The sequence below is a fragment of the Streptomyces sp. NTD91 genome (genome assembly GCF_059510455.1).
In genome coordinates, this window is record NZ_JCAJZW010000050.1 from 42,402 (window position 1) to 55,176 (window position 12,775).

General features: G+C 70.6%; 15 protein-coding genes. 4 read left to right on the forward strand and 11 right to left on the reverse strand.

The window, feature by feature from the left end:
* Window positions 1-247: 247 nt before the first annotated feature.
* From AC5WRT_RS33605 to AC5WRT_RS33630, 6 genes are all read right to left on the reverse strand, one after another.
* A complete protein-coding gene (locus tag AC5WRT_RS33605; RefSeq protein ID WP_496097898.1) occupies window positions 248-1,546 on the reverse strand; it encodes a DUF6986 family protein in 1,299 nt (432 codons plus the stop codon).
* Window positions 1,547-1,724: 178 nt separating this feature from the next.
* Complete coding sequence (locus tag AC5WRT_RS33610; protein ID WP_496097899.1) at window positions 1,725-2,687, reverse strand: electron transfer flavoprotein subunit alpha/FixB family protein; 963 nt, start codon at window positions 2,685-2,687, stop codon at window positions 1,725-1,727.
* A 55-nt stretch (window positions 2,688-2,742) separates the two neighbouring features.
* Window positions 2,743-3,531: an electron transfer flavoprotein subunit beta/FixA family protein gene (locus AC5WRT_RS33615; protein WP_496097900.1), complete on the reverse strand. Its 789-nt coding sequence runs from the start codon at window positions 3,529-3,531 to the stop codon at window positions 2,743-2,745.
* Window positions 3,532-3,749: 218 nt separating this feature from the next.
* A complete protein-coding gene (locus tag AC5WRT_RS33620; RefSeq protein ID WP_496097901.1) occupies window positions 3,750-4,259 on the reverse strand; it encodes a flavin reductase family protein in 510 nt (169 codons plus the stop codon).
* 46 nt (window positions 4,260-4,305) lie between these two features.
* Window positions 4,306-4,521: a putative leader peptide gene (locus tag AC5WRT_RS33625; RefSeq protein WP_496097902.1), complete on the reverse strand. Its 216-nt coding sequence runs from the start codon at window positions 4,519-4,521 to the stop codon at window positions 4,306-4,308.
* On the reverse strand, window positions 4,490-4,903 hold the full coding sequence (locus tag AC5WRT_RS33630) for a TlpA family protein disulfide reductase (RefSeq protein WP_496097914.1): 414 nt from the start codon (window positions 4,901-4,903) through the stop codon (window positions 4,490-4,492). Before AC5WRT_RS33630 ends, AC5WRT_RS33625 begins: the two co-directional genes overlap by 32 nt.
* Before the next feature lie 74 nt (window positions 4,904-4,977).
* Between AC5WRT_RS33630 and AC5WRT_RS33635 the strand changes: the two genes are divergently transcribed.
* Both AC5WRT_RS33635 and AC5WRT_RS33640 read left to right on the forward strand, forming a co-directional pair.
* Window positions 4,978-5,394 (forward strand): DUF4395 domain-containing protein, encoded by a 417-nt coding sequence (locus AC5WRT_RS33635; RefSeq protein ID WP_496097903.1) that lies wholly within the window; start codon window positions 4,978-4,980, stop codon window positions 5,392-5,394.
* Window positions 5,395-5,582: 188 nt separating this feature from the next.
* Window positions 5,583-6,311 carry a lysophospholipid acyltransferase family protein gene (locus AC5WRT_RS33640; protein WP_496097904.1) on the forward strand — a complete coding sequence of 243 codons (729 nt, stop codon included), beginning with the start codon at window positions 5,583-5,585 and terminating at the stop codon, window positions 6,309-6,311.
* A 339-nt stretch (window positions 6,312-6,650) separates the two neighbouring features.
* Here AC5WRT_RS33640 and AC5WRT_RS33645 read toward each other — a convergent pair whose 3' ends face one another.
* The 4 genes from AC5WRT_RS33645 to AC5WRT_RS33660 all read right to left on the reverse strand — a co-directional run bounded on the left by AC5WRT_RS33645 (window position 6,651) and on the right by AC5WRT_RS33660 (window position 10,581).
* Entirely contained in the window at window positions 6,651-7,241 is a 591-nt protein-coding gene (locus tag AC5WRT_RS33645; RefSeq protein ID WP_496097905.1) for a transglutaminase-like domain-containing protein, read from the reverse strand.
* Window positions 7,242-7,319: 78 nt separating this feature from the next.
* Window positions 7,320-8,390 (reverse strand): threonine aldolase family protein, encoded by a 1,071-nt coding sequence (locus AC5WRT_RS33650; protein WP_496097906.1) that lies wholly within the window; start codon window positions 8,388-8,390, stop codon window positions 7,320-7,322.
* Complete coding sequence (locus AC5WRT_RS33655) at window positions 8,387-9,142, reverse strand: SDR family NAD(P)-dependent oxidoreductase (RefSeq protein ID WP_496097915.1); 756 nt, start codon at window positions 9,140-9,142, stop codon at window positions 8,387-8,389. The genes AC5WRT_RS33650 and AC5WRT_RS33655 overlap by 4 nt, the downstream gene beginning before the upstream one ends.
* Window positions 9,143-9,183: 41 nt before the next feature.
* The gene (locus AC5WRT_RS33660) at window positions 9,184-10,581 is read right to left on the reverse strand and encodes a DUF6421 family protein (protein ID WP_496097907.1); all 1,398 of its coding nucleotides are present in this window, start codon (window positions 10,579-10,581) and stop codon (window positions 9,184-9,186) included.
* 392 nt (window positions 10,582-10,973) lie between these two features.
* Here AC5WRT_RS33660 and AC5WRT_RS33665 point away from each other — a divergent pair, with 392 nt between their 5' ends.
* Window positions 10,974-11,693: a glycerophosphodiester phosphodiesterase gene (locus AC5WRT_RS33665; protein WP_496097908.1), complete on the forward strand. Its 720-nt coding sequence runs from the start codon at window positions 10,974-10,976 to the stop codon at window positions 11,691-11,693.
* Window positions 11,694-11,696: 3 nt separating this feature from the next.
* On the opposite strand, the gene AC5WRT_RS33670 is transcribed toward AC5WRT_RS33665, so the two are convergent.
* A complete protein-coding gene (locus AC5WRT_RS33670; protein WP_496097909.1) occupies window positions 11,697-12,236 on the reverse strand; it encodes a GNAT family N-acetyltransferase in 540 nt (179 codons plus the stop codon).
* Between the two features lie 70 nt (window positions 12,237-12,306).
* Between AC5WRT_RS33670 and AC5WRT_RS33675 the strand changes: the two genes are divergently transcribed.
* The gene (locus AC5WRT_RS33675) at window positions 12,307-12,699 is read left to right on the forward strand and encodes a VOC family protein (protein WP_496097910.1); all 393 of its coding nucleotides are present in this window, start codon (window positions 12,307-12,309) and stop codon (window positions 12,697-12,699) included.
* Window positions 12,700-12,775 lie beyond the last annotated feature (76 nt).

Genomic DNA, 12,775 nt, shown 5'->3' on the forward strand with positions numbered 1-12,775 from the left:
TCGCCGAGCCCCCGCGACCATCCCCCGACCTGTCCCTGCTCCCGGCCCACCGGCTCCGGGCTGCCGCACGGCGACCGGATGCCTCCGCCGGAACACCCGGTGTACGACGACCGGGCGCCGCTGCTCCCGGCCGACTCCCCCGGCCGACCGCCGCCCGGGGACGACGAGTCCGGGACGGACCGGCCTCGGCCGCGAGGTCGGCGTCGCGGAACCGCCCCGGCGGGCCGCTGTGCCCGGTCCGCGGTCTCTACTGCGCCGAGGCCGTCAGGTCACCGCGGCGCGGCGCCGCGAAACCCTCCAGGGCGTCGCGGGTCAGACCGGTGAGGCGGGCGACCTCCGCGATGTCGAGGGCACCGCAGTCCAGGCCGCGCAGCAGATAGCCGCTGAGGGCCTTGGCGGTTGCGGGCTCGTCCATGACGTCGCCGCCGGCCCGGTCGGCGTAGCGGGCGAGGCGGGCGGCCGCCTGCTCGAAGCCCTCGCGGTAGAAGGCGAAGACGGCGGCGTACCGGGTCGGGAGGTGGCCCGGGTGCATGTCCCACCCCTGGTAGTAGGCGCGGGCGAGGGCGCGCCGGGTGAGGCGGTAGTGCAGGCGCCAGGCGTCGTGGACCTTCTCGGTGGGGCCGACGGGCAGGACATTGGTGGAGCCGTCGCAGACGCGCACTCCGGTGCCCGCGGCCGCGACCTGCATGACCGCCTTGGCGTGGTCGGCGGCCGGATGGTCGCCGGCCTGGTAGGCGGCGGAGACGCCGAGGCAGGCGCTGTAGTCGAAGGTGCCGTAGTGCAGCCCGGTGGCGCGGCCCCCGGCGGCCTGGATCATGCGGGCGACGGTGGCGGTGCCGTCGGTGGCGAGGATGGACTGGCTGGTCTCGATCTGGATCTCGAAACCGAGCCGGCCGGCGTCCAGGCCGTGCGCCTTCTCGAAGGCCTCCAGGAGCCGGACGAAGGCGCTCACCTGCTCGGGGTAGGTCACTTTGGGGAGGGTCAGCACGAGGCCCTCGGGCAGGCCGCCGGCCTCGATCAGGCCGGTGAGGAAGACGTCGAGGGTGCGGATGCCCCGGTCGCGCACCGCGGTCTCCAGGCACTTCGTGCGGATGCCCATGTACGGCGCCGCCGTGCCGTTGTCGTACGCCTCGGCGATCAGCCGGGCCGCGCGGGCCGCCGCCTGGTCCTCCTCGGCGTCGGGACGGGGACCGTAGCCGTCTTCGAAGTCGACGCGCAGGTCTTCGACCGGCTCGCGTTCCAGCTTGGCGCGGACGCGGGAGTGGACCGGCTCGGCGAGCTCGTCGGACAGGCCCAGGACCGCGGCGAAGGAGGAGGCGTCCGGGGCGTGTTCGTCGAGGGCGGCGAGCGCCTGGTCGCCCCAGGAGCGGACGGTGTCGGCGGCGAAGGCGTCACCGGGGACGTAGACCGTGTGGACGGGCTGCCGGGTGCCGGGGTCGCCGGGGTAGCGGCGCTCCAGCTCCGCGTCGACCGGTGCCAGCGAGGCGCTGATCTCCTCGCTGACGGCGCCCGCGAGGCTCGTCGCCACCTTCTCCTGCTGACCCATCCCACACCCTCCAATTTTCCGTTCTACGGAATCAACAATCCGTAGAATGAAGTTATCTGTGCGGTTCTCGGTGGTCAACACCCCGTCCATCCGCCGACCGGCGCCGGGCGGTCGTCACCAGGATGCACCGAGGCCCCGGTGACCGCGCCGGTCACCGGGGCCTCGGGCGGGCCGGGGATCAGCCCTTGCGGGCCTTGATCTCCTCGGTCAGCTGCGGGACGACGTCGAAGAGGTCGCCGACCACGCCGAAGTCCACCAGCTCGAAGATCGGGGCCTCGGGGTCCTTGTTGACGGCCACGATCGTCTTGGAGGTCTGCATACCGGCGCGGTGCTGGATCGCGCCGGAGATGCCGTTGGCGATGTACAGCTGCGGCGAGACCGACTTACCGGTCTGGCCGACCTGGTTGGTGTGCGGGTACCAGCCGGCGTCGACGGCGGCACGCGAGGCGCCCACGGCCGCGCCGAGGGAGTCGGCCAGCGCCTCGATGATCGAGAAGTTCTCGGCACCGTTGACGCCACGGCCGCCGGAGACCACGATCGCGGCCTCGGTCAGCTCCGGGCGGCCCGTCGACTCACGCGGAGTACGGCTGGTGATCTTCGTGCCGGTGGCCTTCTCCGAGAAGGTGACCGACAGGGCCTCGACGCCGCCGGCGGCCGGGGCGGCCTCCACGGCCGCGCTGTTCGGCTTGACCGTGATGACCGGGGTGCCCTTGACGACACGGGACTTGGTGGTGAAGGACGCGGCGAACACCGACTGGGTGGCCACCGGGCCCTCGTCGCCGGCCTCCAGGTCGACGGCGTCGGTGATGATGCCGGAGCCGATGCGCAGCGCGAGGCGGGCGGCGATCTCCTTGCCCTCGGCGGAGGACGGCACCAGCACGGCGGCCGGGGACACCGCCTCGTAGGCGGCCTGCAGCGCGTCCACCTTCGGCACGACCAGGTACTCGGCGTACTGGGAGGCGTCGTGGGTCAGGACGCGGGTCGCGCCGTGCTCGGCGAGCGCGGCGGCGGTGTCGGCGGCGCCGTTGCCCAGCGCGACGGCGACGGGCTCGCCGAGGCGGCGGGCCAGGGTCAGCAGCTCCAGGGTGGGCTTGCGGACGGCGCCGTCCACGTGGTCGACGTAGACGAGGACTTCAGCCATGGGATTGCTCTCCTGCGAAAACGGAAGTTGAGGGGCGGTCAGCGGGGGCGGGCCCTTAGATGAACTTCTGGCCCGCGAGGAACTCAGCGAGCTGCTTGCCGCCCTCGCCCTCGTCCTTGACGATGGTGCCGGCCGTGCGCGCCGGGCGCTCGTTCGCGGCCTCGACCGTGGTGTGGGCACCCTCGAGACCGACCTCCTCGGCCTCGATGTCCAGATCGGACAGGTCCCAGGACTCCACCGGCTTCTTCTTGGCCGCCATGATGCCCTTGAAGGACGGGTAGCGGGCCTCACCCGACTGGTCGGTGACGGAGATCAGCGCCGGCAAGGACGCCTCGAGCTGCTCCGAGGCGGTGTCGCCGTCGCGACGGCCCTTGACGACGCCGTCCTCCACGGAGACCTCGGACAGGAGAGTGACCTGCGGGACACCCAGGCGCTCGGCCACCAGGGCCGGGACCACACCCATGGTGCCGTCCGTCGACGCCATGCCGGAGACGACCAGGTCGAAACCGGCCTTCTCGATCGCCTTGGCCAGCACCAGCGAGGTGCCGATGGCGTCCGTGCCGTGCAGGTCGTCGTCCTCGACATGGACGGCCTTGTCGGCACCCATGGACAGCGCCTTGCGCAGCGCGTCCTTGGCGTCCTCCGGACCGACCGTCAGGACGGTGACCTCGACGTCGTCGTCCGAGTTCTCCGCGATCCGCAGCGCCTGCTCGACCGCGTACTCGTCCAGCTCGGAGAGCAGACCGTCCACGTCGTCGCGGTCGACGGTCAGGTCATCGGCGAAGTGCCGGTCGCCAGTGGCGTCGGGCACGTACTTCACAGTGACAACGATCCTCAAGCTCACGCCGGCTCTCCTACTGCATCGTCATTTCCTGGCTGCCTCTTGCAGGCAGCATAGGCGCCTCAAGCGGCCGATCCCGGCCGGAGCGTCCGCGCGCTCCGACCGAAATATTACTCGTCAGTACACCCAGTTCCTGCCCGCTAAGCAAGCGCTTTGAACTGTGACCTTCGCAACGCAGCGTAACCGGTACCGGACGGCCCCGCAGAGAGCGGGTCACGTGATCAATCCCGCAGACCGTTGAAGCGCCCCTGGTGGTAGAGGAGCGGCCGGCCGGACCCGGAGGGGTCGCCCACGACGACCTCGGCGAGCACGATCCGGTGATCACCGGCCGGGACCCGGGTGACGATCCGGCAGACCAGCCAGGCGAGCACGTCGTCGAGCACCGGTACGCCTTCGGGACCCTCGCGCCAGGCGGTCGGAGCACCGAAGCGGTCGGCGCCGCTGCGGGCGAAGGTCGCGGCGAGCCCGCTCTGGTGCTCGCCGAGTATGTGCACGCCGACGTGGTCCGTCGCGGCTATGGCGGGCCAGCTCGACGCGCCCGTGCCGATGCCGAAGGAGACGAGCGGGGGTTCGGCGGAGACGGAGGTGACAGACGTGGCGGTGAAGCCCACCGGGCCGGACTCGCCGCGCGCGGTGATCACCGCCACACCGGCGGCGTGCCGGCGGAAGGTGGAGCGCAACAGGTCGGGAGAGGCGAGCTGAACGGTGCCGAGGTCGGGAGAGGCCGTCATGGAGTTGTCCTTCTGCCGGAGTTCGCGAGCTGGGGGCGGTGGATTCTCAGCAGCCCGGACAAGTGGCGCTCGCGGTGCGGGCGAGGTCCACGTGGACCCGCCCGTAGAGAAGGATGTCGATCGGCATACGGTCAGGCTGACGATGGATGGTGCGCCCAGTCAAGCACGGTCCGGGATCCGGAAGACCCCCACAGCCGCCTGAGGGTCCCTCACAGGCCCCTGACCGTCCCTCACACGGCTTCCCCGAGAGCCGCGATGACATCGGCCCTGCGGGGCTGCCCGGCGGCGCGCCGCACCACCCGCCCCTCGGCGTCCAGCACCAGGACAGTGGGCGTCTTCAGGATCTCCAGTTCGCGTACGAGGTCCAGACGCGCCTCGGCGTCGATCTCGACGTGGGTCACCCCGGGAACCAACCCGGCGACCTCGCCGAGAACGCGCCGGGTGGCGCGGCAGGGTGCGCAGAAGGCGCTGGAGAACTGCACCAGGGTGGCCCGCTCGCCGAGTTCGCCGCCGAGTTCCGCCGGTCCCAGCCGCCTGCCCTCGTCCCGCCCGCGCACCCGCACTCTCCCGTTCCGCCGCTTGTGCAGCACTCCGGCGGCGCTCGCCACGAGGAGCACCGCCACGCACACCATCACTCCGGTCATCTCTGTACAAGCGTTCACGAGACCGCAAAGATTCCCGCCCCCCGGAGGCCTCCGCAATGCGGAATGCTGGCTTCATGGACATCGACGCGAGAGGGCCGCGCTTCGCAGCGGCCGTGACGACGGCCGTACTGGCCGTGGCCCTGAGCCTGGAGAATATCTGGATACTGGGCTGGCAGACGCTGGCGTTCGCGCTGGGCGCGGCGGCGGGCGTGCAGCGCTCGCCCTACGGCTGGGCGTTCCGCACGGCCCTGCGGCCGCGGCTCGGACCGCCGAAGGAGTTCGAGCCGCGGCAGCCGCCGCGGTTCGCGCAGGCCGTGGGTCTGGTGTTCGCCGGGCTCGGCCTCGTCGGGTTCACCGTCGGGCCGGAGTGGCTGGGCCTGGCCGCGACCGGCGCCGCGCTCGCGGCCGCGTTCCTCAACGCCGCGTTCGGCTACTGCCTCGGATGCGAGATGTTCCTGCTTCTGAAGAGGGCCACGGTACGGGCGGAGTAAAGCGGGTCCTGAAAGATCCGGGGCGGGATGTAGGCCGACGTGACGAGGATCTCGCCGCCGCGGGGCACCAGGACTGGCTACCCGTCCGTTCTTGGGGCACGATCTGCGAGACGCCGTAAACCTACGGCTGCGTAACTTACCCGCCGGGATCCCTTTCCCGAGCAGAGCAGAAGGGGTCCACCCCGCCCATGGCAGAGCTGGTCTACCGTCCCGTCATCGGTTTCGCCAAGACGATGTTCAAGGTCTGGGACCTGAAGATCGACTGCCAGGGGTCGGAGAACATCCCGCGCTCGGGCGGCGCCGTACTGGTGAGCAATCACATCAGCTATCTGGACTTCATCTTCAACGGCTTGGCGGCCCTGCCGCAGAAGCGTCTGGTGCGCTTCATGGCGAAGGAGTCCGTCTTCCGCCACAAGGTCTCCGGTCCGCTGATGCGCGGCATGAAGCACATCCCGGTCGACCGCAACCAGGGCGAGGCCGCCTACGAGCACGCGCTGGACTCGCTGCGCTCCGGTGAGGTCGTCGGGGTGTTTCCCGAGGCCACCATCTCCCAGTCCTTCACGCTGAAGAGCTTCAAGTCGGGTGCGGCCAGGCTCGCCCAGGACGCCGGCGTCCCACTGATCCCGATGGCGGTGTGGGGCACCCAGCGGCTGTGGACCAAGGGCCATCCGCGCAACTTCAAGCGCGACCACCTGCCCGTCACCATCCGCGTCGGCGAGGCGGTCGAGGCATCCCGCGACCAGTACGCGGGCGCCATCACCCGTCGGCTGCGCGAACGCGTCCAGGAACTGCTGGACGCCGCCCAGCGCGCCTACCCGGGCCGCCCCAAGGGCCTGGCGGACTCCTGGTGGCTGCCCGCCCACCTGGGGGGTACGGCGCCGACGGCGGAGCAGCTGCGGGTGGCCGACGCTCGTTGACCTGCGGTGCTTCGGCCCGGTGGGGACGGGGACTTCAGCGGTGCAGCACCGAGCCGAGGAGTCGCCGCGACGGCGGAGCCGGTGAAGTGACCGCCGTCGGCGGCGAGTTCGCGCACAGGCCCGGAGGGGAGCACGCCGTCGCAGGCCGCCCGCCGGCACCGCCCTCCCGTCGACCGGCGAAGTCCCGCTCGGGCGCACCGGAACCGCCGTCCCGTCCGGCGGGCTCCTGTTCCCGGGCGCCCACGGCATCCGAGCCGAGCCCGCCGGTTCCCCTCCGCGGGCACCGCCCTCGTCCCGGCCCGGGTGATCGCGCGGGCGTCGGGCGCGGTGGCCCTGCGTTCAGAGTGCATCGGGCAGGGTCTTCCACAGATAGGGCCGATCCGGGGCCGCCTCCAGCGCGTCGAGGACGACCGGGTGCGCCTCGGCATACAGGACGGGATGGTCCAGCTCACCGGCTGCGGCGTCGGGGATCCAGGCCAGCCGCTCGCCGTCGAGGGAGAACTGGGCGTCCACGCCGGGTTTGTTGCCGCGGGGGTCCTGCCGGTGCCAGGCGCCGTGGAAGCGGACGGCGACCAGACCGTGCACGGCATGGCCGCCCTCGTCGTCGGCCAGCCGCTGGTAGCACAGGGCCGTCGGGATGTCCTCGGCGCGCAGCAGCGCGGCCAGGGCATGAGACTTGGCGTAGCAGATGCCGGTGCGCAGGGCGAGCGCGTCGGAGGCGCGCCAGGTGACACGCAGGTCACCGGAGTCCTGGGAGTGCGGGATGGTGTCCCGGACGAATTCATAGGCGGCCTGCGCATAGGCATACGAGTCGGCCGCTCCGGCAGCCAGCCTCTCGGCGGTGTCCCGCACCAGGGGATGGTGATGGTCGATTACCTCGTCCGGAGCCAGATATGCGGACAGATCGGCGGTGTTCTGGATCAGCTCCATGCCTGCCGAGCATAGGAAAGCGGTCACTCGACGGTCAATGACTTTTCGAGTGACCGCATACCTATGCATCGCTCCGGGTCAGCGCGCCATCTCCTCCTTGAGCGCGGCCACGAAGGTGTCGACGTCCTCCTCCGTGGTGTCGAAGGAGCACATCCAACGCACCACTCCTGCGGGCTCGTCCCAGAAGTAGAAGCGGAAGCGCTTCTGCAGACGCTCGGCCACATCGTGCGGGAGCCTGGCGAAGACGCCGTTGGCCTGTACCGGATGCAGGATCTCCACACCGTGCACCGCGCGCACGCCCTCGGCGAGGCGCTGGGCCATCTCGTTGGCGTGCCGGGCGTTGCGCAGCCACAGGTCCTTCGCCAGCAGCGCCTCCAGCTGCACCGAGACGAAGCGCATCTTGGATGCCAGCTGCATGGACATCTTCCGCAGATGCTTCATCTGCCGCACCGCGTCCCGGTTGAGCACCACGACGGCCTCGCCGAAGACGGCGCCGTTCTTGGTCCCGCCCAGCGAGAGGATGTCGACACCGACCGCGCTGGTGAACGTCCGCAGGGGCACGTCGAGCGAGGCGGCGGCGTTGGCCATCCGGGAGCCGTCCAGGTGCACCCGCATGCCGTGCGCGTGGGCGTGCTCGCAGATCGCGCGGATCTCGTCCGGCGTGTAGAGGGTGCCCAGCTCGGTGCTCTGGGTGATCGAGACGACCTGCGGCATCGCACGGTGCTCGTCCTCCCAGCCGTACGCCTGCCGGTCGATCAGCTCGGGCGTGAGCTTGCCGTCCGGCGTGGGCACGGTGAGCAGCTTCAGGCCGCCCATGCGCTCGGGCGCGCCACCCTCGTCCACATTGATGTGGGCACTCTCGGCGCAGATCACCGCGCCCCAGCGGTCGGTGACCGCCTGGAGAGCGACGACGTTCGCCCCGGTGCCGTTGAAGACCGGGAAGGCCTCCGCGGACGCCCCGAAGTGGCTGCGGATGATCCGCTGGAGGTTCTCGGTGTAGTCGTCCTCGCCGTAGGCCACCTGGTGGCCCCCGTTGGCGAGGGCCAGGGCGGCCAGCACCTCCGGGTGGGCCCCGGCGTAGTTGTCACTGGCGAAACCGCGGACCTGCGGGTCGTGATGGCGACGCGCGTCGGTCTTCGGAGGGTTCACGGCTTCTCGGTCAGCCACAGACGGTTTCCGTTCACTTCGGCGGCGGGCCTGCTCCAGACGCCCTCGATCTCCTTGGCGAGGTCCTTGACGTCCGTGAAGCCCGCGAACTTCGCGTTGGGACGTTCGGCGCGCATCGCGTCGTGCACCAGCGCCTTCACCACCAGGATCGTAGCCGCGGAGGTGGCACCCTCGGCGCCCGCGGAGATGCCGGCCTTGCGGAAGTAGTCGGCCATGGCCAGTGTCCATGCCTCGGCCGCCGCCTTGGCGGCGGAATACGCGGCGTTGCCCGCGGTCGGCTTGCTCGCACCGGCCGCGCTGATCAGGACGTACCGGCCGCGCTCACTGCGCTGCAGCGCCTCGTGGAAGGCGAGGGAGGTGTGCTGCACGGTCTTGACGAGCAGCAGTTCCAGGAAGTCCCAGTCGTCGAGGCTGGTCTTCGTGAAGGTCTCACTGCCGCGCCAGCCGCCGACCAGGTGCACGAGCCCGTCGACCCGGCCGAAGTCCTTCTCGATGTGCGCCGCCCAGTCCCGCGTCGACTGCAGGTCGAGCAGGTCCACCGTGTCGCCGGTGACGGTGGCGCCGCCGGAGGCGTACCGGGCCGCGTCCACCGCCTCCGACAGTCGCTGGGGGTCGTTGTCCGCCCCGACGACGGTCGCCCCGGCCTCGGCCAGTCGTAGCAGCGTCGCGCGCCCGGCGGGCCCTCCCGCTCCGGCCACCGCGATCACCGCACCGCTGAGAGCACCGTTCCCCACCATGATCTTCCCCTCTGAAGCAGTGTTCTGGACGCGGTCGCTCACGCGGCGATCCGCTCGGCGCCGTCCGCCGTGATGCCCTTGGTGGAGGCGATCACATTCTTCAGCTTCTTGGACAGGGCCTCGTAGAACATGCTCAGCGGAAACTCGTCCGGAAGCACGTCGTCCACGAGCTTGCGCGGCGGCTGGGTCAGGTCAAGGGCATCGGGGCCCTTGGCCCACTTGGAGCCCGGGTGCGGGGCGAGGTAGGTGGAGACCAGCTCGTATCCGGCGAACCAGTGCACCAGCTTCGGGCGGTCGATGCCGTCCCGGTACAGCTTCTCGATCTCGGCGCACAGCTCGTTGGTGACCTGCGGGGCGCGCTCCCAGTCGATGGAGAGCTTGTTGTCGGTCCAGCGGACCACGTCGTGCTTGTGCAGGTAGGCGAAGAGCAGCTGACCGCCGAGGCCGTCGTAGTTCCGGTTGCGGTCGCCGGTGACCGGGAAGCGGAACATCCGGTCGAAGAGCACCGCGTACTGCACGTCACGGGCCTGCGGGACGCCGTCCGCCTGGAGCTTGACGGCCTCCTTGAAGGCGGTGAGGTCGCAGCGCAGTTCCTCCAGACCGTACATCCAGAACGGCTGGCGCTGCTTGATCATGAACGGGTCGAAGGGCAGGTCGCCATGGCTGTGAGTGCGGTCGTGGACCATGTCCCACAGCACGAAGGCCTCTTCGCAGCGCTTCTGGTCGTGGACCATCGCGGCGATGTCCTCGGGCAGCTGCAGGCCCAGGATGTCGACGGCGGCGGCGGTGACCCGGCGGAAGCGGGCGGCCTCGCGGTCGCAGAAGATGCCACCCCAAGAGAAACGTTCCGGCGCCTCGCGCACGGCAATGGTCTCGGGGAAGAGGACGGCGGAGTTGGTGTCGTACCCGGCCGTGAAGTCCTCGAAGGTGATGCCGCAGAACAGTGGGTTGTCGTAGCGGGTGCGCTCCAGTTCGGCCAGCCAGTCCGGCCAGACCATGCGCAGCACGACCGCCTCCAGGTTGCGGTCCAGGTTGCCGTTCTGCGTGTACATCGGGAAGACGACCAGGTGCTGCAGGCCGTCCGCGCGGTTCGCGGCGGGCTGGAAGGCCAGCAGGGAGTCCAGGAAGTCGGGGACCTGGAAGCCGTCCTCGGCCCAGCGGCGCAGATCCCCCACCAGGGCGCGGTGGTAGACCTCGTCGTGCGGGAGCAGCGGGGACAGCTGCTCGACCGCCTCGACGACACGCCGTACCGTCGCCTCCGCGTCGGCCTTGGCCGGGGCACCCTCGGCGGCGAAGTCGATCGATCCGTCCTTGGACTGCCATGGCCGGATCCGCTCCACGGCATCCTTGAGCACGGGCCAGGCCGGGTGCTCAACCACCCTGGTCGACGAAGGAATCCTCTCCTCCGCACCCGCCTGCACAAGAATTTCCGTCATGTCCCATCCTCCACGGGAGAAGCTCGCGTAGGGACACCGTATGCATACCCCGATTCAGCCAGCAAGAGGCGGATCGGGAAATTATTCTGTGGACCCCCTTGGTCACCGACGTTTTTCCTGCCGTAAACCGTGACGACGCTCACTTCGGTCGAGCACCCGGGTTCCCGCCGCCGTGGCGACCCGGTCGACCGCGGCTGCGAGGACGCGCCCACGAGACAGGGACGGCAGGGGCGCATACCGGCCAGTCGACGGCCGCCACGCACCCGTATGCCTCGTGCACGTGCGGGTTCATCGCGGGGCCCGGCCGTTAGGCTGCGATTCTGCCCGCGCGGACGACGGCGTCCGCCCGTTCCGCGCGTGCCGAGCCGCCGTCGACGGAACGGAGTCGAACCTTGAACTTCCTTACCATCGGTCACCGCGGGGTCATGGGTGTCGAGCCCGAGAACACCCTTCGTTCCTTCGTCGCCGCGCAGGACGCCGGCCTCGACCTGATCGAACTCGATCTGCATCTGAGCAAGGACGGCGCCCTGGTCGTCATGCACGACGCGGAGGTGGACCGTACGACCGACGGCACCGGACCCATCGCCGACAAGACGCTGGCAGAGCTGCGCGCCCTGGACGCCGGCCGCGGGGAGCGGGTGCCGGTGTTCGAGGAGGTGCTGGACGCGGTGCGCACGCCACTGCAGGTCGAGATCAAGGACGTGGCGGCGGCCCGCGCACTCGCGGCGGTGATGCACGAGCGGGATCTGGTCGGGCGCGTGGAGGTGTCGTCGTTCCACGACGACGCGATCGCCGAGATCGCCCGGCTGGTGCCGGGGGCGCGCACCGCGCTGATCGCGAGCCTCCCCCACTTCCGCACCGGTCCGAGCGGCGGGACCCCCGTCGGCACGGACGTGGTGGAGCGCGCGGTCGCCGTGGGCGCGGCGACCGTCTGCCTCAACATCCGCCGGCTCACCCTGGAGATCGTCGAGCACGCGCGCAAGTCCGGGCTGCGGATCATCGGCTGGGTCGTCAACACCCAGGACCATCTGCGGCTGGTGCGCGCACTGGAGCTGGACGGCGCGACCACCGACTTCCCTCAGATCAAGCGCACGGGACGCTTCACGGCCTGACGGTCACGCGAGCTTCTTGACCAGCAACTCGAACTGCAGGTCGTCGCGCTGCGGGATGCCGAAACGCTCGTCGCCGTACGGGAAGGGCGACATCTTTCCCGTACGGCGGTAGCCGCGGCGCTCGTACCAGGCGATCAGGTCGTCCCGTACGGAGATGACGGTCATGTGCATCTCGGTGGCGCCCCAGTCCTCGCGGACCCGACGCTCGGCCTCCGCCATCACCGTCTTGCCCAGGCCCGCGCCCTGCAGGGCGGGGCTGACCGCGAACATGCCGAAGTATGCGTGGTCACCGCGGTGCTCCAGCTGGCAGCAGGCGATGAGCCCGCCGTCCAGCTCCACGGCCAGCAGCCGGCTGTCGGGCGACTTGATGACCTCCAGCACGCCCTCGGGATCCGTCCGCTGCCCCTCGAGGATGTCCGCCTCGGTGGTCCACCCCGCCCGGCTGGAGTCGCCACGGTAGGCGGACTCGATCAGCGCGACCAGCGCGTCGACGTCGGCGTCGGTGGCGTCGCGGAAGGTGGGGCCGGCGGCGGGGGTCTCCATGGGGCTCTCTCCGATCTCTGGCGTGGCTCAGCCAGGGTCGAGCGTAACCCTGCCACTAGGCTCCACCTGCATGGTGCACGTACTCAGCAGCCGGACGCTGCTCACCCCGACCGACCCCGAACGCTCCCGGGCCTTCTACGGCGATCAGCTGGGGCTCTCCGTCTACCGCGAGTTCGGTACGGGGCCCGAGCGCGGGACGGTCTACTTCCTCGGCGGCGGCTTCCTGGAGGTCTCCGGCCGGTCCGACGTCCCGCAGTCCCCGGCGGTCCGGCTGTGGCTCCAGGTCGAGGACGTCACGGCCGCGCACGAGGAGCTGCGGGCCGAGGGCGTCGAGATCGTCCGGCCGCCGGTGAAGGAGCCGTGGGGCCTGGTCGAGATGTGGATCGCCGACCCGGACGGCGTCCGCATCGCCCTGGTGGAGGTCCCACAGGACCATCCGATGCGCTACCGCCCGGGCATCTAGGGCCGCGGCAGGCAACGTTTGCCCGTCAAGGAGCGGCGTCCGGTGCGTGCTCTCGGCGTGCCGGGTGCAAGCCCTC

Bases quoted from the DNA above. Each gene is read 5' to 3' on its own strand.
- AC5WRT_RS33620 (WP_496097901.1), bottom strand. From the start codon at position 4,259: ATGACGGCCTCTCCCGACCTCGGCACCGTTCAGCTCGCCTCTCCCGAC.
- AC5WRT_RS33675 (WP_496097910.1), top strand. From the start codon at position 12,307: ATGGTGCACGTACTCAGCAGCCGGACGCTGCTCACCCCGACCGACCCC.
- AC5WRT_RS33660 (WP_496097907.1), bottom strand. From the start codon at position 10,581: ATGACGGAAATTCTTGTGCAGGCGGGTGCGGAGGAGAGGATTCCTTCG.
- AC5WRT_RS33630 (WP_496097914.1), bottom strand. From the start codon at position 4,903: ATGACCGGAGTGATGGTGTGCGTGGCGGTGCTCCTCGTGGCGAGCGCC.
- AC5WRT_RS33645 (WP_496097905.1), bottom strand. From the start codon at position 7,241: ATGGAGCTGATCCAGAACACCGCCGATCTGTCCGCATATCTGGCTCCG.
- AC5WRT_RS33670 (WP_496097909.1), bottom strand. From the start codon at position 12,236: ATGGAGACCCCCGCCGCCGGCCCCACCTTCCGCGACGCCACCGACGCC.
- AC5WRT_RS33610 (WP_496097899.1), bottom strand. From the start codon at position 2,687: ATGGCTGAAGTCCTCGTCTACGTCGACCACGTGGACGGCGCCGTCCGC.
- AC5WRT_RS33640 (WP_496097904.1), top strand. From the start codon at position 5,583: ATGGCAGAGCTGGTCTACCGTCCCGTCATCGGTTTCGCCAAGACGATG.
- AC5WRT_RS33625 (WP_496097902.1), bottom strand. From the start codon at position 4,521: ATGTCATCGCGGCTCTCGGGGAAGCCGTGTGAGGGACGGTCAGGGGCC.
- AC5WRT_RS33635 (WP_496097903.1), top strand. From the start codon at position 4,978: ATGGACATCGACGCGAGAGGGCCGCGCTTCGCAGCGGCCGTGACGACG.
- AC5WRT_RS33605 (WP_496097898.1), bottom strand. From the start codon at position 1,546: ATGGGTCAGCAGGAGAAGGTGGCGACGAGCCTCGCGGGCGCCGTCAGC.